22 protein-coding genes are annotated in these 21,520 nt (G+C 71.5%); 9 read left to right on the forward strand and 13 right to left on the reverse strand.

The annotated features are described in order from the left end of the window. The 5 genes from EEJ42_RS44950 to EEJ42_RS44970 form a co-directional block, all read right to left on the reverse strand. The coding region (locus EEJ42_RS44950) for an ABC transporter ATP-binding protein (RefSeq protein WP_148082230.1) at nt 1-813 on the reverse strand (813 nt) is incomplete at its 3' end. Next, on the reverse strand, nt 810-1,832 hold the full coding sequence (locus tag EEJ42_RS44955) for an ABC transporter ATP-binding protein (protein WP_123107907.1): 1,023 nt from the start codon (nt 1,830-1,832) through the stop codon (nt 810-812). The genes EEJ42_RS44955 and EEJ42_RS44950, both read right to left, overlap by 4 nt. Next, entirely contained in the window at nt 1,829-2,716 is an 888-nt protein-coding gene (locus EEJ42_RS44960; RefSeq protein ID WP_123107908.1) for an ABC transporter permease, read from the reverse strand. The genes EEJ42_RS44955 and EEJ42_RS44960 overlap by 4 nt, the downstream gene beginning before the upstream one ends. Beyond that, nucleotides 2,713-3,696, reverse strand: coding sequence for an ABC transporter permease (locus EEJ42_RS44965; protein WP_123107909.1), 984 nt, complete (start codon nt 3,694-3,696; stop codon nt 2,713-2,715). Before EEJ42_RS44965 ends, EEJ42_RS44960 begins: the two co-directional genes overlap by 4 nt. 21 nt (nt 3,697-3,717) lie before the next feature. Beyond that, complete coding sequence (locus EEJ42_RS44970) at nt 3,718-5,388, reverse strand: ABC transporter substrate-binding protein (RefSeq protein WP_246097831.1); 1,671 nt, start codon at nt 5,386-5,388, stop codon at nt 3,718-3,720. A 319-nt stretch (nt 5,389-5,707) separates the two neighbouring features. Between EEJ42_RS44970 and EEJ42_RS44975 the strand changes: the two genes are divergently transcribed. After that, a complete protein-coding gene (locus EEJ42_RS44975; protein ID WP_123107911.1) occupies nt 5,708-7,666 on the forward strand; it encodes a cellulase family glycosylhydrolase in 1,959 nt (652 codons plus the stop codon). Nucleotides 7,667-7,733: 67 nt separating this feature from the next. On the opposite strand, the gene EEJ42_RS44980 is transcribed toward EEJ42_RS44975, so the two are convergent. After that, nucleotides 7,734-8,111: a MerR family transcriptional regulator gene (locus EEJ42_RS44980; protein ID WP_123107912.1), complete on the reverse strand. Its 378-nt coding sequence runs from the start codon at nt 8,109-8,111 to the stop codon at nt 7,734-7,736. A gap of 53 nt (nt 8,112-8,164) precedes the next feature. On the opposite strand from EEJ42_RS44980, the gene EEJ42_RS44985 reads away from it, so the two are divergent. Beyond that, nucleotides 8,165-9,442: an MFS transporter gene (locus EEJ42_RS44985; protein ID WP_246097833.1), complete on the forward strand. Its 1,278-nt coding sequence runs from the start codon at nt 8,165-8,167 to the stop codon at nt 9,440-9,442. Here EEJ42_RS44985 and EEJ42_RS44990 read toward each other — a convergent pair. Together EEJ42_RS44990 and EEJ42_RS44995 are read right to left on the reverse strand one after the other, a co-directional pair. Next, nucleotides 9,420-9,989: a GNAT family N-acetyltransferase gene (locus tag EEJ42_RS44990; RefSeq protein WP_246097835.1), complete on the reverse strand. Its 570-nt coding sequence runs from the start codon at nt 9,987-9,989 to the stop codon at nt 9,420-9,422. The genes EEJ42_RS44985 and EEJ42_RS44990 overlap by 23 nt on opposite strands. 196 nt (nt 9,990-10,185) lie before the next feature. Next, nucleotides 10,186-10,557 carry a hypothetical protein gene (locus EEJ42_RS44995; RefSeq protein WP_123107914.1) on the reverse strand — a complete coding sequence of 124 codons (372 nt, stop codon included), beginning with the start codon at nt 10,555-10,557 and terminating at the stop codon, nt 10,186-10,188. A gap of 125 nt (nt 10,558-10,682) precedes the next feature. On the opposite strand from EEJ42_RS44995, the gene sigJ reads away from it, so the two are divergent. Further along, nucleotides 10,683-11,612 carry an RNA polymerase sigma factor SigJ gene (gene sigJ, locus EEJ42_RS45000; RefSeq protein WP_123107915.1) on the forward strand — a complete coding sequence of 310 codons (930 nt, stop codon included), beginning with the start codon at nt 10,683-10,685 and terminating at the stop codon, nt 11,610-11,612. A 9-nt stretch (nt 11,613-11,621) separates the two neighbouring features. Beyond that, on the forward strand, nt 11,622-13,106 hold the full coding sequence (locus EEJ42_RS45005; protein WP_123107916.1) for an oxidoreductase: 1,485 nt from the start codon (nt 11,622-11,624) through the stop codon (nt 13,104-13,106). A 17-nt stretch (nt 13,107-13,123) separates the two neighbouring features. Here EEJ42_RS45005 and EEJ42_RS45010 read toward each other — a convergent pair whose 3' ends face one another. The 5 genes from EEJ42_RS45010 to EEJ42_RS45030 form a co-directional block, all read right to left on the reverse strand. Then, the gene (locus EEJ42_RS45010) at nt 13,124-14,407 is read right to left on the reverse strand and encodes a cytochrome P450 (protein ID WP_123107917.1); all 1,284 of its coding nucleotides are present in this window, start codon (nt 14,405-14,407) and stop codon (nt 13,124-13,126) included. 229 nt (nt 14,408-14,636) lie between these two features. Further along, nucleotides 14,637-15,485, reverse strand: a complete 849-nt coding sequence (locus EEJ42_RS45015; protein ID WP_123107918.1) for a transporter substrate-binding domain-containing protein — start codon at nt 15,483-15,485, stop codon at nt 14,637-14,639. Nucleotides 15,486-15,593: 108 nt separating this feature from the next. Further along, nucleotides 15,594-16,247, reverse strand: a complete 654-nt coding sequence (locus tag EEJ42_RS45020) for a bifunctional 4-hydroxy-2-oxoglutarate aldolase/2-dehydro-3-deoxy-phosphogluconate aldolase (RefSeq protein WP_123107919.1) — start codon at nt 16,245-16,247, stop codon at nt 15,594-15,596. Nucleotides 16,248-16,453: 206 nt separating this feature from the next. Continuing rightward, nucleotides 16,454-17,419, reverse strand: a complete 966-nt coding sequence (locus tag EEJ42_RS45025; protein ID WP_123107920.1) for a sugar kinase — start codon at nt 17,417-17,419, stop codon at nt 16,454-16,456. A 207-nt stretch (nt 17,420-17,626) separates the two neighbouring features. Then, complete coding sequence (locus tag EEJ42_RS45030) at nt 17,627-18,052, reverse strand: ribonuclease (RefSeq protein ID WP_123107921.1); 426 nt, start codon at nt 18,050-18,052, stop codon at nt 17,627-17,629. Between the two features lie 168 nt (nt 18,053-18,220). On the opposite strand from EEJ42_RS45030, the gene EEJ42_RS45035 reads away from it, so the two are divergent. The 5 genes from EEJ42_RS45035 to EEJ42_RS45050 all read left to right on the forward strand — a co-directional run bounded on the left by EEJ42_RS45035 (nt 18,221) and on the right by EEJ42_RS45050 (nt 21,434). Further along, nucleotides 18,221-18,877 (forward strand): helix-turn-helix domain-containing protein, encoded by a 657-nt coding sequence (locus tag EEJ42_RS45035; protein ID WP_123107922.1) that lies wholly within the window; start codon nt 18,221-18,223, stop codon nt 18,875-18,877. Further along, nucleotides 18,874-19,050, forward strand: a complete 177-nt coding sequence (locus EEJ42_RS51535) for a DUF6126 family protein (protein ID WP_184503575.1) — start codon at nt 18,874-18,876, stop codon at nt 19,048-19,050. Before EEJ42_RS45035 ends, EEJ42_RS51535 begins: the two co-directional genes overlap by 4 nt. A gap of 47 nt (nt 19,051-19,097) precedes the next feature. Further along, a complete protein-coding gene (locus EEJ42_RS45040; RefSeq protein WP_184503576.1) occupies nt 19,098-19,955 on the forward strand; it encodes a maleylpyruvate isomerase family mycothiol-dependent enzyme in 858 nt (285 codons plus the stop codon). Nucleotides 19,956-20,004: 49 nt separating this feature from the next. Next, nucleotides 20,005-20,865, forward strand: a complete 861-nt coding sequence (locus EEJ42_RS45045) for an SCO6745 family protein (protein ID WP_123107923.1) — start codon at nt 20,005-20,007, stop codon at nt 20,863-20,865. A 95-nt stretch (nt 20,866-20,960) separates the two neighbouring features. Then, nucleotides 20,961-21,434 (forward strand): carboxymuconolactone decarboxylase family protein, encoded by a 474-nt coding sequence (locus EEJ42_RS45050; RefSeq protein WP_123107925.1) that lies wholly within the window; start codon nt 20,961-20,963, stop codon nt 21,432-21,434. The last annotated feature ends 86 nt before the right edge of the window (nt 21,435-21,520 follow it).

Consider the following 21,520-nt stretch of genomic DNA (forward strand, 5'->3'; position numbering starts at 1 on the left):
CGCCCGCGCCGCCAACCGCTCCGCGCGGGCCGCCCGTGCCCGCTCACGACCCGCGGCCGAGCTGGGCGCGGCGGCGGCCAGCGCCTGGGTGTAGGGGTGGCGGGGCGCGAGGATCACCTCGTCGCTGGGGCCGCGCTCCACGATCTCCCCCCGGTACATGACCATCACCTCGGAGGCGAAGTGCCGGGCGGTGGCCAGATCGTGCGTGACGTACAGCAGCGCGAGCCCGCGCTCGTCCTTGAGCCGGTCCAGCAGCCCCAGGATCTCCAGCCGGATCGACACGTCCAGCATCGACACCGGCTCGTCGGCGAGCAGCACCTCGGGCCCCGGCGCCAGCGCGCGGGCGATCGCGACGCGCTGCCGCTGACCGCCCGACAGCTCATGGGGGCGCTTGCGCGCCATGTCGTCGGCGGGCGTGAGGTTCACCGACCGCAGCAGCTCGTACGCCTTCTCCTCGGCGTCCGCCCCGCGCCGCGCCCGGCCGCCCACCAGCAGCGGGCGGACGAGGTGGTGGCCCACGGTGTGCGCGGGGTTGAGCGAGGCGAACGGGTCCTGGAACACCATCTGTACGGCCCGCCGGTACTCCTTCCCCCGCGTCCGCCGCGCCCCGCCCAGCCGCACCTCCCCCGCGGTGGGCGCCACCAGCCGCGACAGGGCGCGTACGACGGTCGACTTGCCGCTCCCGGACTCCCCCACGAGCGCGAGCGTCCGCCCCGCGTGCAGCGAGAACGACACCCGGTCCACGGCCCGGAACGGCACCCGGCCGCGCTGCGGGAAGTCGACGGTGAGGTCCTGCACGTCCAGTGCGGTCACGGCTGCCGCCCTTCCGGTAAGGGGCCCGCCCCGGACCGCGCCACCGTGTGCAGATGGCAGGCCGCGGAGGTGCCCGGGGTGAGGGGGACGAGGGTCGGTGTCGCCGTACCGCAGGGGGCGAAGGTGTGCTCGCAGCGGGCGGCGAAGGGGCAGCCGGGCAGGGCGTCGCGGAGGTCCGGCGGGGAGCCGGGGATGCCGCGCAGGGCGCGGCGTTCGCCCGCGAGGTCGGGGAAGGAGCGCAGCAGGCCCTGGGTGTAGGGGTGGGCGGGGTCGGCGGCGATCCGCTCCGCGGGGCCGTACTCGACGAACGAGCCCGCGTACATCACGGCCAGCCGGTCGCTGATCTCCAGCAGCAGCGACAGGTCGTGGGTGATGAAGACGACGCTGAAGCCGAGGTCGTCGCGGAGCCGCTGCACCTCGTCCAGGATCTCGCGCTGCACGACGACGTCGAGCGCGGTCGTCGGCTCGTCCATGATGACGATCTCGGGTTCGAGCGCGAGCGCCATCGCGATGACGACGCGCTGCCGCATGCCGCCGGACAGCTCGTGCGGATACGCCCGCACCCGGGCCGGGTCGATGCCGACCATGTCGAGGAGGGCGCGGGCGCGTTCGTACCGCTCGGGGCGGCGCATGCGGGGGCGGTGGGCGCGGAAGATGTCGTCGAACTGACGGCCTACGGTGGTCACCGGGTTGAGCGCGTTCATGGCGGACTGGAAGACGACGGACAGCCGGGACCAGCGGAAGGCCCGCAGCGCGTCCCCCTCCAGCGCGAGCAGATCCGTTTCGGCGCCCGCACGGTCGCGGTACAGCACCCGCCCCCCGGTGAGCCGCGCCGGGGGTCCCAGCATCCGGGCGACGGCGTACGCGAGCGTCGACTTGCCGCAGCCGGACTCGCCCGCGATGCCGAGGAGTTCGCCGCGCCGCAGCTCGAAGCCGACGTCGCGGACGGCGTGGGTGGGGCGCTCGCCCGCGTACGTCACGCTGATGTGCTCGGCGCGCAGCACCACATCGTCCGTCATGCGCTCACCTTCCGTACGCGCAGCCGCGGGTCCAGGACCTCGTCCAGGCCGAAGCTGATCAACGACAGGGCCGTGCCGAGTGCGGCGATGCACAGGCCGGGCGGGATGAACCACCACCAGGCACCGCTGGTGAGCGCCTCCGCGTTCTGCGCGAAGTAGAGCATCGTGCCCCAGGTGAGGTGGGACGGGTCGGCGAGGCCCAGGAACGCCAGACCGGCCTGGGTGAGGATCGCGAAGATCACCGCGAAGATGAACTGGGAGACGATGATGGCGAGTTCGTTGGGCAGGATCTCCACCAGCACGATCCGCCACCGCCTCTCCCCGTACACCCGCGCCGCCAGCACATAGTCGCGGCTGCGCAGCGACAGCGTCTGGGCGCGCAGCACCCGGGCGGAGGCGGCCCAGCTGGTGAGGGCGATGACGAGGATGGTGGACCAGGCGCCGCCGCCCTTGACGTACGCGGAGACGACGATGACCAGCGGCAGCCCGGGGATCACCAGGAACACGTTGCTGATCAGGGACAGCGCCTCGTCCGCGAGCCCGCCGAGGAAGCCGCCGCCGATCCCGACGACGACGGAGACGACGGTCGCGATGAGCGCGGAGGCGGCGCCGATCAGGAGCGTGCCGCGGGCGGAGACCACGAGCTGGGCGAGGACGTCCTGCCCGGTCTGGGTGGTGCCGAGCCAGTGCGCCCCGGTGGGGGCCTGGCCCAGGTCGGTGGTGAAGGCGTTCGGGTCCCCGACCAGCCAGGGGCCCAGGGCCGCGGTGAGGACGAAGACGGCGAGCAGGGCGAGCCCGGCGGCGAAGCGGCGGGAGCGCAGCGCGGGCCGCAGCCAGCCGCGGCCGGTGGCGCGCGGGGTCATGGGAACGGTGGGGGCGGTCATCGGGCCTGCCGGGTGCGGGGGTCGACGAAGCCGTACACCAGGTCCACCAGGAAGTTGGCGGCGAGCACGCCGAAGGTGATGACGAGGAACACGGCCTGCATGAGCGGGTAGTCGGTGTTCTGGACGGCCTGGAGCAGGGTGAAGCCCATGCCGGGGTACGAGAAGACGATCTCCATCACGAGCGAGCCGCTGACGATGAAACCGAGCGAGATGGCGAATCCGGCGACCGAGGGCAGCACGGCGTTGCGGGCCGCGTAGCCGACCATGATGGTGCGCGGCGGCAGCCCCTTGGCCTCGGCGGCGACCACGTAGTCCTCGGCCAGGGTGGAGACCATCATGTTCCGCATGCCGAGCATCCAGCCGCCGACCGAGCTGAGCACGATGGTGGCGGCGGGCAGCACGGCGTGTTCGGCGGCGGAGCCGAGGAAGGCGCCGCTGAGGCCGATGTCCAGCGTCTCGTCGTAGCCGCCGCCGAGCGGCAGCACGCCCCACACCTGGCTGAAGAGGTAGAGGAGCAGCAGGGCGAGCCAGAAGTAGGGGATCGCGGCGAGGAAGGTGGTGGAGGGCACGAGCGAGTCGAACCAGCTGCCGCGCCGCCACCCGGCCAGGGTGCCGAGCGTGAGGCCGAGGGCGACGCTGAGGAGGGTGGCGGCGCCGACCAGGACGAGGGTCCAGGGGACGGCGTCGCCGACCACATCGGTGACCGGGCTCGGGAAGTACGTGACGGAGAGCCCGAAGTCGAGGCGGACGAGCGCGTGCAGATAGTCGCCGTACTGGACCAGGAGGTTGCCGTGGCCGAGCCCGAGCATGGCGGCCAGGGCCTCTTCCTGGCCGGGTTCGACGGGCCCGGACTGGGCCTGGCGGGCGAGCATCATCTCCACCGGGTCGCCGGGGATGAGGCGCGGCAGGAAGAAGTTGACCGTGAGCGCCATCCACGCGGCGATGGCGTAGAAGCCGAGCTTGCGCAGGAGGTAGCGCACGCCGTCCGCCCCCGCCCGCCGCTACTTGCCCGAGGCCGGTTTGATGCGGGCGGCGACCCAGCCGCCGTCGGGGTCGAGCCAGATGGAGGGCGCGGCGTACAGATTGTTCTCGGTGGGATAGCCGGTGACCCGGTTGCCGTTGAATTCCTGCTCGTTCTGCGCGGAGAAGAGCGGAATCAGCGGCATGTCCTTGATGAATTCCTGCTGGATCTTGTAATACCAGGGCTTCTGCTGCGCCAGATCCGTGGTTTCGCCGATCTTGTCGAGCGCCTTGTCGATCGTGTCATTGGCATAGCGGCCGAAATTGCCGACGTTGGTGGACTGGCCGATCTCCGGCGGGATGGAGCTGTCCAGCATCTGGGCGTAGTAGGCGCGCGGGTCGGGGGTGTATCCGGCGTTGTCCAGCAGCATCTGGAACTGGCCGCGGGCCCGGTTGTTGGACCACTGGCTGTACGACTCGGCCTTGACGACGAGGTCGATACCGGCCTTCTTCAGCTGCTCCTTGGCCATCTGGGCGACGCTGACGTAGTCGGTCCAGCCGGAGACGAGTTCGACCGATACCGACAGCTTCTTGCCGTTCTTCCGCCACATGCCGTCCGGCCCCTTGGCGTAGCCGGAGTCGGTGAGATAGCCGTCGACCTTGTCCTGTCCGGTCTCCATCGTCGCGCCCTCCAGCGACGGGTCCAGGACGGACTGGTAGTTGGGGAGCAGCAGCGCCATGGGGTTGGCGGCGGGCGCCTGGCCGTCGTACACGCTCTTGTTCATGAAGTCGCGGTCGAGGGCGGCGCTGATCGCCTTCCGGACACCCACGTCGGCGGTGGGGCCGCGCTGGGCGTTGGGGATGAAGGAGGTGGTGGCCAGCGGAATGTTGACCAGGTCGAACTTCTCGTTCTTGGCGAGGTAGTTCTTCTCGATGTCGGGGATGAATCCGCCCGCCCAGTCGATCTGCCCGGAGGCGACCGCGGCGTTGGCGGCGTTGTTCCCGGTGAAGGCGCGATATCGCATGATTTTGAAGTGCGGAAGCCCCTTGATGTAGTAGTCCTTGCGGGCGACGAGGTCGAGCGTCGTGCCCTTGACGGACTTCACCTTCCAGGGGCCGGTGCCCACCGGGTTGGGGTTGAGTGTGGTCGCCTTCTCCTTGGCGGAGAGCTTGGACCAGATGTGCCGGGGCAGCATCTTTATCTTGCCGAGGAGGAAGTACTCCTTGGTGTAGGCGGACTTGGTGAAGGTGATGACCACCGTGTGCTTGCCCTCGGCCTTCACGGAGGCCACCGGGAGGGCGTACATGTTCAGCGCCTTGTTGTCCTTCGTCATCTGGAAGGTGTAGGCGACATCGTCGGCGGTGAAGGGCTTTCCGTCGTTCCAGGTGACATTCGTCCGTAACTGGATGCGGATGGACTTCCCGCCGTCCGCCCAGGTGTACTTGGTGGCGAGCCAGGGGTCGACCTCGCCGGTTCTCGCCGCGTTGAAGTGGAACAGCGGTTCGTAGATCATTCCGTTGGTCGCCTGGAGCGGCTGCGGAGCGTACGGATTGAAGTTGCGGACGAAGTTTCCCCCGGCCCCGGCGGACACGGTCAGCACCCCGCCGGCGCCACCGTTCCCGCTGCCGCCACCTCCGCAGGCGGCCAGCGTGCCGGAGAGTGCGAGTGCGGCCGCCGCGGCGATCGCGCGGCGCGGACGGCCCGTGCTCATCAACATCATGGTGTCCCCCTCGGTATGCCCGCACACCCCCGGCGCCGTGAAATTAGGGGGCTCCGTCAGAGGGTGTCAATAGACCCGACAGCGCCCTGTCACTGAACCGGCTTAGTAGCGGCTTGTCGAATCCGTCGAATACCCAGGTCCGGTGGTGTGAGCCGCATTTGGTTGATCTAGATCGCGAAATCAGCCCCCGTACGATCCTCGTCGATGTCGTTGACTCTAAACCGGTTTAGTCTTTCACTGCTTGAGGAGCCGCCCCGCAGGTGTGTGCGGTACCGCCCGCTTCCCCACCCGGCCAAGGGAGAGTCCGTCGATGCAGCGCCCCTCCGCCCGGCTCACCGTCCACGACGCCCCCGTCACCTGGCTCGGCGCCAACTTCTGGTCCAGGACCGGCGGCCCGCTCATGTGGCGGAGCTACGACGGCGAGGTGATCGACGCCGAGTTGCGGGTGCTGCGGGACCACGGGCTCACCATGACCCGCTCGTTCTTCTACTGGCCCGACTTCATGCCGGCCCCCGACCGGCTCGACGAGGACATGTGCGCGCGGTACGCCGACTTCCTCGACCGGCACCACGCCCTCGGCATGACCACCGTCCCCACCTTCCTGGTCGGCCACATGTCCGGCGAGAACTGGGACCCGTCCTGGCGCGGCGACCGCGATCTGTACGGCGACGTCTGGCTGGTCGCCCGGCAGGCGTGGTTCGCCCGCGAGACCGTGCGCCGCTTCGCCGCGCACCCGGCCGTCGCCGGGTGGCTGGTCTCCAACGAGATGCCGATCTACGGGCGCGAGCCCGGCACCACCGCCCCGCCCGCCTCGCGCGAGACCGTCGCCGCCTGGGCGCAGCTCGTCGTGGACGCCGTCCGCGCCGGGGGCGGCACCCAGCCCGTCTCGCTCGGCGACGGCGCCTGGGGTCTCGAGAACACCGGCCACGACAACGGCTTCCGGCTCCGCGACACCGCCGACCTGTGCGACTTCCTCGGCCCGCACGTCTACCGCATGGAGGACGACCCGGTGCGCCAGCACTACGCGGCGGCCTGGGTGTGCGAGCTGACCGGCACGTACCGACGGCCCGTGATCCTGGAGGAGTTCGGCGTCAGCTCCGACTTCGCCTCCGGCCCCGGCGCGGCCCGCTACTACCGGCAGACCCTGCACAACAGCCTGCTGGCCGGGGCCACCGGCTGGATCGCCTGGAACAACAGCGACTACGACGGGCTGCGCGGCCAGGACCCGTACCGCCACCACGCCTTCGAGATGCACTTCGGCCTGACCACGTCCGAGGGCGCCCCCAAACCACAGCTCCTCGAACTGAAGGCGTTCGCCCGGCTCCTGGACGAGGTGGACTTCCCCCACTGCCACCGCGCCCCCACCGACGCCGCCCTCCTCGTCTCCTCGTACCTCGACACGCCATACCCGTTCACCCGCGCCGAGGACCGCGGCTACGTCCAGCAGACCTGCCGTCAGGCGTGGGTCGCCGCCCGCCTCGCGGACACCCCGGCGGCGGTGGTGCGCGAGAGCGACGGCCCGCTGCCCTCCGACGTGGCGCTGTGGCTCGTCCCCTCCACCAAGCAGCTCCTCTCCCCCACCTGGTACGCCCTGGAGCAGCGGGCCCGCGACGGCGCGACCGTCTACGTCTCGTACTCCCCCGGCGCCCACGACGAGCAGCGCGGCCCCTGGTACGCCCACCTGAACGAACTCTTCGGCGTCCGCCACCAGCTGGACTACGGCCTGCTCAACCCCATCGAGGACGACGAGATCACCCTCACCCTCACCCGCCCCTTCGGCACCCTCCCCGAAGGCGCCCGCCTCACCTTCCGCACCGCGGGCGCCCGGGCCTTCCTCCCCGTCGAACCGGACGGCGCCGAAGTCCTCGCCGTCGACGGCCACGGCCGCCCGGCGCTGCTGCTGCGCGCGGTGGGCCGGGGCTCCGTCGTCTTCTGCACCTACCCCGTCGAGCACATGGCCGCGGTCACCCCGCGCGTCAACCCCGAGTCCACCGCCACCCTGTACGACGCCCTCGCCACCCACGCCGGAGTCCACCGCCCGGTCACCGTGGGCGACCCCCGCGTCGCGGTCGACCGCCTCGCCCACGACGACGGCCGGACGTTCGTGTGGCTGGTCAGCCAGGCCGCCGACGAACTGACCGTCAAACCGGCCGTCAGCGGCGGCGCCCAGCTACGGGACCTCACCGGCGGCCCGGCCGACACCGTCACCCTGCCGCCGTACGGGGTGCGGGTGCTGCGGCTGGACGCGCCGCATGCGGCCCGACGTTGACGTCGCAACCCTGCCAGACCTGACCGACCGCGATTGCTGGACTGGTGGGCACGCCTCCAGAAGCCCATCACGGCCCTTCCGGGGAGTTGTTGTCGCGGACCACGGCGAGGTATTCGGCGATCGCGTCGCGGTTGCGGACCAGGAAGGCGATGCGCTCGGTCATGCGGTCGCGTTCGTGTTCCAGGGTGGCGAGCATCTCCGGGGTGGCGTCGGAGAAGTGGATGACGCGGGGCTTGTCGAGGCAGGGCAGGATCTGCTTGATGATGCGGGTGGGGAGGCCCGCGTCGAGGAGGCCGCGGATCTGGAGGACGCGGTCGACGTTGCGTTCGTCGTAGGCGCGGTATCCGTTGGCACAGCGCATGGGGAGGATCAGGCCCTGCTCCTCGTAGTACCGCAGGAGTCGGCGGGACGTACCGGTGCGCTCCGACAGCTCTCCGATGCGCATGGGCCCCTCTCTGGTTGACCTTCACATCAGTGTGAGGGTTTGAGCATAAGCGCATGACGCAGAAACTTCCTCTGCCGGCGCTGCTCGCGCTGGCCACCGCCGTGTTCCTGACCAGCCTGACCGAGACGCTGCCCGCCGGGGTGCTGCCCGCGATGAGCGGGGATCTGGGGGTGGGCGAGTCCGCCATGGGGCAGTCGGTGACGATCTACGCGCTCGGGACCGCGCTCACGGCGATCCCCCTGTCCGCGGCCACGGCGGGCTGGCGGCGCAAGCGGCTGCTGCTGACGGCGATGGCGGGGTTCGCCGTGGGGAACACGGTGACGGCGGCCTCGTCGGACTACATCCTCACCATGGTGGCCCGTTTCGTCGCCGGAGTGGCGGCCGGGCTGGCGTGGGCACTGCTGGCCGGATACGCGCGGCGGATGGCGCCGGTGCCGTTGCAGGGCAAGGCGATCGCGATCGTGATGACGGGGATCCCGGTCGCCCTCTCCCTGGGCGTGCCCGCGGGGACGTTCCTCGGCCAGGCGCTCGGCTGGCGGGTGACGTTCTCGGTGATGACCGCGCTCGCCGTCGCCCTGATCGCCTGGATCGTGGCGCTGGTGCCGGACTACCCGGGGCAGCGGCCCGAGGGCCGGACGTCGGTCCGGCGGACCCTCACCGTCCCGGGGGTGGCCCCGGTCCTCTTCGTCACCCTGGCGTTCGTCCTGGCCCACACGATCCTGTACACGTACATCGCCACCTTCCTCGGCGAGGTGGGCATGGGCGGCTCGACCGACCTGGTGCTGCTGGTGTTCGGCGCCGCGTCCCTGGCGTCCATCTGGATCGTCGGCGTCCACATCGACCGCCGCCTGCGCGCCCTCACCCTCACCGCGACCGTACTCTTCGCCGTGGCCGCCACCGCCCTGGCGGCGGTTTCTGCCAGCCCGGCGCTCGTCTACGCGGCGGTCACCCTGTGGGGCCTCGGCTGGGGCGGCGCCCCCACCCTGCTCCAGACGGCCGTGGCCGACGCGGGAGGCGAAGCGGCGGACGCGGCACAGGCCATGCTCGTCACCCTCTGGAACGCGGCCATGGCCGGCGGCGGCGTAGCGGGCGGCCTCCTCCTCGACCTCCTCGGCCCCGCGTCCTTCCCCTGGAGCGTGCTGGCGCTGCTGGGCCCGGTGCTCGTTGTGGTGGCCGCGGCGCGGGTGCACGGCTTCCCGGCGGAGCGGGTTCGGACGGTGGACCACCGGTCGGGGTCGAGCATGACCACGGCGCCGCACGCTGATGGGCACCTCGGCAGTTTGAAAGGGCGACTCGTCGGTCCGGAGTTCAGGGAGCGGAAGTGCCCTTAGCAGGCGGTGTGGGGCGGTTCAGGCGCCAGACCACGTCGATGCCGCCGGCCGAGGGAGCTGCGGGTGGTGTCACCGGCTCACGCCGGACTTCGGTAAAGCCCAACCGGCGCGGAATGGCGCCACTGGAGGTGTTGGCCAGGTCGTGCGCGATCTCCAGGTACTCCACGTCCGGAAGGGCGAACATCTCGGTGACCATGGCTGCCGTCGCTCTCGTGGCGATGCCCCGGCCGGAGACGGCAGGGTGCAGCCAGTACCCCATACTCCATCCCTGAGGTTCGGCCCCGCGGCGGGTCGAGCACATACCGATGAGCGTGCCGTCTTTGGTGATGGCGTAGTTGTACGCGTCCCCGCTTGCCCACTTCGACGTGGACTTCGCGAGGAAGTCCCGGGTGCTCTCCTCGCTGTGCCGGGCGACCCACGGCATCCACGGGCGCAGGTGGTCCAGAGACTCCTCGATCAACGTGAACGCCGAAGCGAAGTCGCTCTGTCCCCGCCAACGTCGGAGGGCGAAGTCTCCGCAGTCGATGATCTGATTCGGCCGCTCCATGACGTCCATTCTCGCTGCGGTGGAGCTCGTCCGGGTTCCAGCCGGTGCCCACACCCAGGAACAGGCGGCCGCCGGACACCTAGGGGTGTCCGCAAAGTCCCGTCGGGCCCGCGACGCCTGGCACGCTCCCCCAGCTACCGCTGGGAGGTGCCCCCTGACGCCGCGGGCTGATCCAACGCGACTTTGCGGACACCCCCTAGCGCCGGGCCAGCGCCAGCACACTCAGGCCGAACATCAAGACACCCAGGGGGAGATGGACGGACGGGACATGGGCGATGCCGAGCACGACCTGGACCGAGGCGAGTACGAGGAATCCCGACGCGTGCCAGACAGGCCGGGGCGAGCCGCCGCCCGGCTTCCACGCCAGCACCGCCGCGAGCACGTACAGCATCGACGCCCCGTACATCACACGGGCTCCGACACTGTGCAGCGTCTCTCCGTAGGACGAGGTCAGCAGCAGTCCGGCGGAGACCGCCTGAAGGAAGATCGTCAGGGTCTGGAGGGCGATCGCGATCCGGAGGAACGAGGAGCCGCGCCGTGCGTTCGCCGTCGCCGTCTGAGTGGCCATGTCACAGTCCCCTTTTCCGCCCTCGGGCACTCGGGCACTCGGGCACTCGGGCAGTACGTCGATAAGGTCTCACCAGTCCGACGACGCGGGCCTGCGAAAGGTAAGGCGAGGGGGCGGCCGGGAGCATGGGGACTGCCGGGACCAGGGCAGATGGGTCAGTCGGCGAGCGAGGCCAACTGATCAATGTCGCTTACCGATTGCTCGGTTCGGTGACCGAGGCCGAGGACGCCGTACAGGATGCCTACGCACGCTGGTACGGGCTGCCGCGAAGCCGACAGGAGGAGATCCTGTCCCCCGGCGCCTGGCTGACGACGGTGACCAGCCGCATCTGCCTGGACCTGCTCGGCTCGGCGCGGGTCCGCCGTGAACGCTACGTCGGCGCGTGGCTGCCCGAGCCGCTGCCCGACCGCACCGAGTGGGCCCGCACGGGCGGCGCCGACCCCACCGGCGCCGCAGACCCCGCCGACCAGATCGTCCTGGACGAGTCGGTGTCCATGGCCTTCCTCGTCGTCCTGGAATCGATGACGCCAGCCGAGCGGGTGGCGTTCGTCCTGCACGACGTCTTCCGGTACCCGTTCGCCGAGATCGCCGACGTCCTCGGCCGGACCCCCGCGGCCTGCAAGCAGCTGGCGGCCTCCGCCCGGCGGCGGGTGAGCGCCGCGTCCGCTCCGGTGGCGGCGACCGACCAGGCCGACATGGTGAGGCACGTCAAAGAGGCATGGGAGACCAAGGACATCGCAGCCCTCGTCGGCCTCCTCAACCCGGCCGCCGTGATGACCGCCGACGGTGGCGGCATGGTCGGCACCGTCCTGCGCCCGGTCGAGGGCGGCGCGCGCATCGCCCAGTACATGGTCGCCATCGCCGACAAGGCGCCGGGGCTCGACCTCCTGGAGCGGTCGGTCAACGGTGTGCCGGGCCTGGTGGCCCAGCGCGCCGGTGTCGTCATGACCGTGGCCGCGTTCGACGTCTCCGACGGGCGCGTCACCCGGATCTGGGTGATCCGCAACCCGGAGAAGCTGCGGCCGTGGGGCCGCGGGAGGGCCGGCCAGCCGTAACCTGTAGCGGTGCTGACCTACGACGAACTGTCCGCCGCCGAGCGTGCGTTGTGGGATGCCTTTCCCGAAGGGCAGTGGGTGGATCTGCGCACCGGGATTCCCGAGGACGACGATCCCGCCGGGGGAACGCAATGGGGACCCGAACGCACGGTCCGTGCCGAGGTCGTGGCTGCCCTTCTGCTGGGCGGCAACACGGAACAGTCGAGCAGGGTCGCTTCCCTGCGCCTCGCCGGCGCGCACATCACCGGCCGTCTCGATCTGGCCGGTGCGGACATCAGCCACCTGCTCTGGCTGCGGGAATGCCGGTTGGCACAGGAAGTCGGTCTCCACGCCGCATCGACGCGCACGATCCGGATCACGGGTAGCCGGGTCCCGGGAGTGGAAGCCGAACTGGCCCGCATCGACGGCCACCTCGATCTGGACGGGTCCGTGATGGAAACGGGCCGTCTTTCCCTCATGAATGCTCATGTGGCCGGGGAACTGGACATGGACGGCACCCGGATCTTGGCGCCCGGGGAATGGGCGGTGTGGGCGGGGGGCCTGACCATGGGCGGCGGCATCTATTGCCGGGACGGCTTCACCGCGCGGGGCGGGGTGCGGCTGCCGGGCGCGCAGCTGTCCGGTGGCCTGTTCATGCCGGGCGCACGCCTGGAGAACCCCGACGGCGTGGCACTGGTCGCGGACAACGTGACAGCCCCGGTGGTGGACATGTCCCAGGGGTTCAGCGCGGCAGGCACCCTGCGGATCCGGGGTGCTCGGATATCGGACCTGCTGACCCTTGAGAGAGCCACGCTCGGTGGCAGCGACACGGCGCTCCTCGGCGTGGGCATGCAGGTGGGAACCTTCGACTTCACCGTTGCCACGCCGCCCGCGGGAGCGGTGGACCTTCAGGGTGCCAGAGTCACCGTTCTCCACGACCACGAGCAGAGCTGGCCGAAGGAGGTACGTATGGATGGCCTCTTTTACGGCTCCCTCCGCTCCGACAGGACATCCCCGCAGGACGACGTGGCCCACCGCGTGGCGTGGATCCGCCGGAACCCCGGCTACGCCCCGCAGCCGTACGAGCAACTCGCTTCCTGTTACCGCCAGACCGGCCACGACGACGCCGCCCGGAGGGTGCTGCTGGAGAAGCAACGCCACCGCCGCCGCACCCTGAACCCACCCGGACGGGTGTGGGGATACCTGCTCGATGCCGCTGTCGGGTACGGCTATCGCCCCTGGCTGGCCGCCCTCTGGATGACCACGCTCTGCCTTCTCGGCACCCTGGTGTTCAGTGCCCGCTCGCCGATTCGGACGAAGCCCGGAGAAGGCAACCCGTTCAATCCCTTCATCTACACCATCGACCTGCTCTTCCCCATCGGCGACTTCGGCCAGCGCAGCGCATGGCATTGGGAAGGGGCGACACAGTGGCTGTCATACCTGCTGATCGCCGTCGGATGGCTCCTCACCACAGCTGTCGTCGCCGGCGTGTCCCGCACTTTGAACAGGAACTGACACGCCCGGTGCTGGGCCTAGCGGGCGCCCTTGGGGGCCGGGGTGAAGGTGACGGGGAGGGCGGACAGGCCGCGGACCCAGGCTGAGGGGCGCCAGAGGAGGGTGTCGCTCGGGACGGCGAGGCGTACGTCGGGCAGTCGGTCCAGGAGGACTTCCACGGCGGTCTTGGCGATCGTCTCGGCGATCTCCTGGGCCGGGTGGGGGCAGCGGTGTTCGCCGTGGCCGAAGGAGAGGAAGGCGCTGTTGCCCTCGGTGAAGGCGTCGGAGTCCGGGCGGACCAGGGGGTCGGTGTTGGCGCCGTGGAAGCCGAGGATCAGCAGGTCGCCCTTGCGGATGTGCTTGCCCGCCAGGGTGGTGTCGCGGGTGGCCCAGCGGGCGGCGAGGTTGGCGACGGGGGTGTCCTCCCACAGGACTTCGTTCATGGCTTGGCCGACGCTGTGGCGGCCGCCGGAGAGGGAGAGCGCGAAGCGCTCGTCGGTGAGGAGCAGCCGCAGGGTGTTGCCGATCCAGTCGGCCGTGGGCTGGTGACCCGCCGTCATGATGACGATGAAGTCCTGGACGAGCAGTTCGTCGGAGTACCCCCGGTACGCGGCGACCAGCCGGGACGCCACGTCGGGCGCGGGGGTGGCCCGCTTGGCCGAGGCGAGTTGACGCATCACCAGGTAGACGTGCTGGTAGGCCTCGAAGGCGTTCTCCTTGCCGTCGATGGCGTCGTTCATCGCCTGTACGAGGGCCGGGCCCTCGGCGTCGGGGATGCCGTAGATGTGGGCGAGGACCAGTTCCGGCAGCAGCCGGGCGTAGTCGGCGATCAGGTCGGCCTCGCCCTCGTGGCAGAACTCGTCCACCAGCCGGTCGGCGATCAGCTCGGCCTGGCTGCGCAGTTCGTACGGATCGACGGCCTCCAGGGCCTCCCCGATGGCCTCGGCGCGCCGCTGGTGGTCCTCGCCGGTCGCGTACACCACGGACGTCTGATCGCGGCTGATCATGGGCGCGAGGGGCCAGTTCTCGGGCACGTTGTCCCACTGGTTCCACTGGTTCGCGTCCCGGGTGAACAGCTCGGCGTCGCTGGTCACCTGGTGCAGTTCGCGGTAGCCGAGCACCAGCCAGCCGGGTATGTCCCCGTCGAGCAGCACCGGGGCCACCGGCCCGTGCTCGTCCCGCATCTCCCCGTACACCCCGAAGGGGTTGGTCTGGAAGCCGGGCCCGCTCAGCGGCCGCGCGCCCCGGTGGGCGGGGCAGCCGGGCGGCGGTGTGGCGGGGGTGGCCGCGGCGTTCTCGGACGGTCGGGGGTGTGCTGTCATCGATCGGGATCCTTGCGGCCGGGTTGACGGTGAGCCAGGCCAGAATAGATCGCACCGTCGGGTATGTGACGGGGACATGGGGTTCGCCAGGGCGACACATCTCGGGGGAACGGCAAACCCCGGCGCGCTACCGACGCGCCGGGGTTCTTGACGACGGGGGGAGGGTCACGGCGCCACCGGCAACCGATCTTGGTCGGATGTGCCCGGTTTTTCACTCGACCAGCGGCGGTCAGGAGCGGGACGAGGCCAGCCAGTCGTCCGCGTACTTCCGGTACGTCCCGTCGTGCGTCGCCAGGTGTACCCACTGGTCGACGTACTCCTTGAACTGCGCATCGGAGCGGGGCAGCGCGTACGCCTTCTCCGAGAACGAGAACGGCTTGTCCGGGTGGACCGCGCACAGTTCGGGGTGGATCTTCGACTGGTAACGCGTCTCGCTGGCGTCCGTCATCATCACATCGGCCCGGCCGTCGATGATCTCGTCGAAGATCGTGGTGTTGTCGGGGTGGACGGTGAGGGTGGCGCGCTTGATGTGGGCCCGGGCGAACTCCTCGTTGGTGCCACCCGGGTTGACCACCACGCGCACGCCCGGCCGGTCGATGTCGTCCAGCGTCTGGTACTTCTTCTCGTCCTCGCAGCGCACGATCGGCGTCTTGCCGTCGGTGAGATACGGCTCGCTGAAGGCCGCCTTACGCGCCCGCTCCAGGGTCACCGACACCCCGCCCATGGCGATGTCGCAACGCCCGGCGGCGAGGTCGTCGACCAGCTTCGCCCACGTCGTGGCGGTGAATTTCGGCTTGGCGTCGAGGCTCTTGGCCAGGTTGCCCGCCATCGAGATGTCGATGCCGGTGTACGCGCCGGTCTTGGCGTCGCGATGGCTGAACGGCCGGTAGTCGCCCGTGGTGCAGACGCGCAGCACCCCGCGCCGGGGCACCCGGTCCAGCAGAGTGCCGTGCCCCGCCGTCGAGTTGGCGGCGGAGTCGGCGGTGCGCTTGGCCTCCGTGCCGTCGGCCAGGGCCGAGCCCGCGGCGGTGGCGGCGAGCACGGCGGCGACGGTGGCGAGCGTGACGGCGCGTCTCATGGGGACTCCTCGGCAGCGGCGTGATCACGGCGCGCTCAGAGTGGCAGAAGACGCCGCCCGGGTGAACCCGTCGACCACCTGCTGGAATCCCTGCTGGAATCCGGCCCGTCAGTACCGCTCCGGGCCCGGGTCGAGCGGCGGGCCGACCTCCGCGAGGCGGGCCAGCAACTCGGAGGCGCGCTTGGCCACGGTGTCGCGGTCGCCCTCGGAGAGCGCCGAGGCCATCCCGCAGGCGACCGCCCCGGCGGCGATCCAGTCCGGCGCGTCGGCCACGGTCACCCCGCCGGTCGGCACGAAGGCGGCCTGCGGCAGGGCCGCCCGTACGTCCTTGACCCAGCGCGGCCCGTACGCCGCGGCGGGGAACAGCTTCAGTGCGTCCGCGCCCAGTTCCATCGCGCGCACCGCCTCGGTGGGGGTGGAGACGCCGGGGAAGACCGGCAGGCCGTAGCGGTGGCCGGTGCGGATGACGTCGGGGTCCAGGCTCGGGGAGACGAGGAAGCGGGCGCCCGCGTCGACGGCCATCCGCGCGGAGGCGCCGTCGAGCACCGTGCCCGCGCCGATCACCGCGTCGTCGCCGACCTCCCGGATCAGGGTGGTGACCGCCTCCAGCGCGAAGGGGGTGGTCAGCGAGATCTCCAGGCTGGTGATGCCCGCGGAGAGCAGGGTGTCCGCCGTCGCCGTGGCCTGGTCGTAGCTGTCGCTGCGGACGATGGCGAGGACACGCTGCGCGAGCGCGGCCCGGGTGGTCTCCCAGCGGTACACGGCAGTCGCCGCCTTTCCTCTCCTAGGGTCTGCTGCCTGATCGTGCCGCACCCCTGTGCCTCCGGGATATGCGGCGCTGAGCGGTATGCGGTTGACGATGTGCGGTGCTGTGGTGCGCTTGATGATCGTGCTTCTTCCGTACCGTACGCGGGCGCCGGTCCGGAGGTCCGGGCCAGGGACCCAGGTCCCGGGCCCCGGCGGAGGGGCTAGCGGTGGACCCCGTCGCCGCCGGTGACGAGCTCGGCGAGTGCCCGGTCCCGCGCGACCGCGGAGGGCAGCCCGTCCGTATCGGAGGGGGCCTGGACGACGAGCGAGGCGACGCACGCGGCCTCGGCCAGCGCCCGGGGCTCGGAGAGCCCGCGCAGCCTGGCAGACAGATACCCCGCCGCGAAGCCGTCACCCGCGCCGATCGGGTCGACCAGCGGCACCGAGTGCGGCGACTGCTGCCAGCGGCCGTCCGCGGTGATGACGGTGGCGGAGTGGTCGGCACGCTTGATCACGACCTCCTGGGTGCCGCCGTCCAGCAGCTCCTGCGCGGCCTCGTCGGCGGGCTGGGCGGTGAGCAGCTCCAGCTCGTCCTCCCCCGCCAGGACGAGGTCCGCCTCGCGCAGCAACGGCCCCGCCGTCTGCGCCCACTGGGCGGCACCGCCCAGCTTGCGCCGGACGTTGGGGTCGAAGGACACTTTCGCCCCGGCTTCCCGGGCCAGCTCCACCAGCCGGCGGCTGGCGGCCGCGGCGGTCGGCGAGAGCATCGGCGTGATCCCGGATATGTGCAGCATCCGGGCGCCGTCCAGCGCGTCGGGGCCGATCTCGTCGGGGGTGAGGCGGGACGCGGCCGATCCCATGCGGTAGTACTGCACGTCGATCGAGCGGTGCGGATGGCTGTCGCGCAGCAGCAGCCCGGTGGGCGCCTGCTCGTCCACGACGGCCTGCGAGACGTCCACCCCGTCGGCACGCAGCTCGCGCAGCACGGCCTCGCCCGCCGGGTCCGCGCCGACCCGGCCGAGCCAGCGCACCGCGTGGCCGAGCCGGGACAGCCCGGCCGCCACATTGGACTCGGCGCCCGCCACGGAGCGGCGGAAGTGCACGGCGCGGTCGAGCGGGATTCCCGGCTCCGCGAGCAGCAGCAGCATCGCCTCGCCGCACGTGACCACTTCCGGACCGTTCGCCACCGCTGCCTCCCCGCACGTCCAGTTCTACGGGAACGGTATCGGCAACCACCGACAAACGGCGGGGCGGGGTGACGAGATCGTTCGTAAAGAGACCGAGATCATTGGCACATGGGCACAGCACAACGGCCGCTGCCCTGGCGGGGCGGCGGCCGTTGTGCGTGGGGGGTGGCGGCTCCGGCGGTGCGCCGTGCGGCTGGGGACGGGGGCTCAGCAGCCGTGGTCCACCAGGTCGAACGACTCGTAGTGGTCCGCGGTGTAGTAGTCCTCGTCCTTCTTGTCCCCGGTCACGATGCGGCGGGCGCCGCGGTCGTCGGAGCCGGGGGTGACGACGGTGTACTCGTGGTAGTAACCGGAGGACTGGGCCGGAAGGATGCCCTCGCGGTTCTGGAAGACCGTGCCGTCCTGCGGGAACGGGTACGGGCCCCCCTTCTCGATCAGGTCGAGGGTGTCATGGGCCTGGGACGGCAGCTTCGAGTAGCAGATGTCGCCGACGTCCGCGACGGCCCGTACCGATACGGCGGCCGCGGGTGCGGCCGGGGTCGCGGTGGCCGTGACGGCCGTGCCGCCGATGAAGAGCGACGCGGCGAGGGCGCCGAGGGCGCCGATGCGGGTCATCCGTGGGGGGATTTTCATGCCCCTAGCATGACGCGCGTAGACAGTGACATGTCAATGCCAAGTGACGGAAGTTTTCGGGGAGTTCACATGATGCGGGCGACGCACGAGGGGGCGTGACCGAACCGTGATTTTGCCTTTTAGGCAAGCTTTTTGCCTGACAGGCGAAGCCCTCGCTATACCGGAGACATGAACCCGTTCCCCGAGGGGGACCCCGCCGAGCCGCCCGCGGAACCCTCCGCCGAGCTGCCCACCGTCGCTCCCCGCCTGCGCGACCTGCGGCGCGGCAGCGGGCTGACCCTGGAGGCGGCGGCCCACCGCGTCGGGCTCTCCCCCGCGCACCTGTCCCGGCTGGAGACGGGCCGACGCCAGCCGTCGCTGCCCGTGCTGCTGGCCCTGGCCCGTACCTACGGAACCACGGTATCCGACCTCCTCGGCGAGGTGCCGCCGAGCCAGGACCCCATCGTGCGCGCCGACCGGATGGAGGCGCAGGAGGCGGGCGGCTGGACGTACCGGCGGGCCGGTGGCTCCGGCCGGGCGATGCAGGCGCTGCGGCTGCACGTGCCGGAGGGCTCGGGCGCCCAGGACGAACTGGTGCGCGTCCACGCGGGCGAGGAGTGGCTGTACGTCATCAGCGGGCGGCTGCGGCTGACCCTCGGCGACGCCGTCCACGTCCTCGGCCCCGGCGACGCGGCCCACTTCGACTCGCTCACCCCGCACCGCATCGCCGCCGCCTCCCCCGGCGGTACGGATCTGCTCTTCGTCCACACCCTGCTACAGAGCGGGGCCGCCGAGCTGTGCCTCGGGGACGCCGCCCGCCGCGGAGGAAGGCCCGGAACGCCATGAACGACGCGACCCCGACCCCGAACCCCCACCCGGACCCTGCCGCCCCGAGGGTGGCGCGGGAGCAGGACCGGGCGCCGATCCCGGTCACCGTCCGGGTCTTCATCTACGTCGTCGGCGTGCACGTCTTCGCCGGTTTCCTCTATCTGCTGTTCTACCTGGGCGCCTCCAAGTAGCCGCGATCCGGGCTCCTGCGTGGCACGGGATGGCACAATCCCCGGGCATGGACTGGTCACACCTCGGCCCCCCGCTGGACGTACGCCCCCTCTTCCCCGTCGAGCGCGGCGCCCTGCTGGACCTGCTGGCCGGGCTCGGTCCCGACGACTGGCGGCGCCCGACGGCATGCCCCGGCTGGGACGTCCACGATGTGGCCGGGCACCTCCTCCACGACCACGTCCGCCGGCTGTCCGGCGGCCGCGACGGCCACCCCGGGCCGCCCTTCGGCCCCGGCGAGACGCTGCCCGCGTACATCACCCGCACCAACGAGGAGTTCGTCCGCGGCACCACCCGGCAGCTCAGCCCCCGGCTGCTGACCGACCTGCTGGCCACGCTGGGGCCGCAGCTGGACGCGTACTGGGCGCGCTGCGACCCGGACGCGCCCGCCGGTTTCGACGTGTCCTGGGCCGCGCCCGGCGTCCAGGCCCCGAACTGGCTGGACACCGCCCGCGAATACACCGAGTTCTGGGTCCACCAGCAGCAGATGCGCGACGCGGTGGGCCGGCCGGGCGCCACCGGCCCGGAGCTGCTGCACCCGGTGCTCGACACGTTCCTGCGCGCCCTCCCCCACACCCTCCGCGACCATCCCGCCCCGGACGGCGCCTCGTTGCGGATCCGGGTGCCCGGCCCGGCGGGCGGGCAGTGGACGGCCGTACGTACGGAGAACCACTGGCGCCTCGGCACGACGGACGCACCGCCCACCGCCGAGGTCGGCATCGACGCGGACGCGCTGTGGCGGCTGGCCACCCGCGGCATCACCCCGGAGGCGGCCCGCTCCCGGGCGACGATCCACGGGGACGGGCGGCTGGCCGGTGCCGCGCTGACCCTCCTGGCGATCGTCCGGGAGCCCGACGAACCGGCCTGAGCCGACGGAGCCAGGCAGCGCCGTAACCACCCGGAAAGGGAGCCCACCGATGGAGGACCGCGCGGCGTCGACCGCCCGCAGGATGTGGACCCTGTTCGAACCGATCCACGCCGTCGCCTACTTCGCCCCGGAGGCCCTGTCGGCGTACGAGGACGCGGGCCTGCGCGGCTTCTGGCGCGGCTACTTCGCGTGCCGCGCCGCGCCGCTGGGCCCGGTCGGGCCGGAGCCCGTCGCCGCCGCGTTCTTCTCCTTCGCGCCCGCCATGGTCGCCCGCGCCCTGCCCGACGTCTGGCAGCTGACCGCCCCCGAACGCGCCCTGGAGATACGGCGCGCGGGCGCCGTGGCCGCCCTCCGGCGCCTGCTCACCGGCCACGAACCCGAGGCGGAACGAGCGGCGGAGGCCCTGGTCCCGCGGGCCGCCGGGCTCGACACCGCCGGGCGCGTCCTGGCCGCCGCCCACGCCTCGCTGGACTTCCCCGACCAGCCCCTGGACCGCCTGTGGCACGCCGCCACCCTGCTGCGCGAACACCGCGGCGACGGCCATGTCGCCGCCCTCGTCGCCGCCGGGCTCGACGGCTGCGAGGCCCTCGCCCTCCGCGCGGGCACCGACATCCCCCGCGCCGAACTCCAGCCCTACCGCGGCTGGACCGACCAGGAGTGGGAGGCGGCCCGCCTCCACCTCACCGAACGCGGCCTGCTCCTCCCCGACGGCACCGCGAGCCGCAACGGGCGCGAACTGCTGCGCGCCGTCGAGTCCGCCACCGACCGCGCCGCGGAACGCCCCTGGCGCGCCCTCGCCCCGGACGCGGTCCAGGACCTCACCACCCTCCTCACCCCCGTCTCCCGCGCCTGCTCCGCCGCGCTCCGCTTCCCGAACCCGATCGGCCTGCCGGAGCCGGCCGGCCGGTGACCTGGTGACGCAGATCACATCCCTTCATGTCACACTTCGCCGGGCTGTCCGGTCAGAGAGGTGTAACCACCGGAAACGACATGAAGGAGCCCATCATGGACGCTCGCTTGAACCTCTTCGGCAACCGGGCCGCGGCCACGTTCCTGAAGCACATCAACACGGCGGGCAAGGTGGTCTCGGACTCCACACTCCCGGCCACGACGCAGGAGCTGGTCAAGCTCCGCGCCAGCCAGATCAACGGCTGCGGCTTCTGCACCGACATGCACACCAAGGAGGCCACGCACGCCGGGGAGACCTCGGTGCGCCTCAACCTGGTCGCGGCCTGGCGAGAGGCCACGGTCTTCACCGACGCCGAGCGGGCCGCGCTGGAGCTGACGGAGCAGGGGACCCGCATCGCCGACGCGGCCGGTGGCGTCACGGACGAAGCCTGGGCCAACGCCGCCAAGCACTACGACGAGGACCAGCTCGCCGCCTTGGTGTCCCTCATCGCCCTCATCAACGCCTACAACCGCCTGAACGTCATCGTCCAGCAGCCCGCCGGTGAGTACCGGGTCGGCCAGTTCGGATAGTCGGCGGCGCACGCCCCGGGCCCCTCTCGCGGGGCCCGGGGCGTCCTGCGCGCTCAGCCGCGCAGCAGGCGCCGCCGCACGCCGTA

The organism is Streptomyces botrytidirepellens, from assembly GCF_003721215.1.
Lineage (GTDB): Bacteria > Actinomycetota > Actinomycetes > Streptomycetales > Streptomycetaceae > Streptomyces > Streptomyces himastatinicus.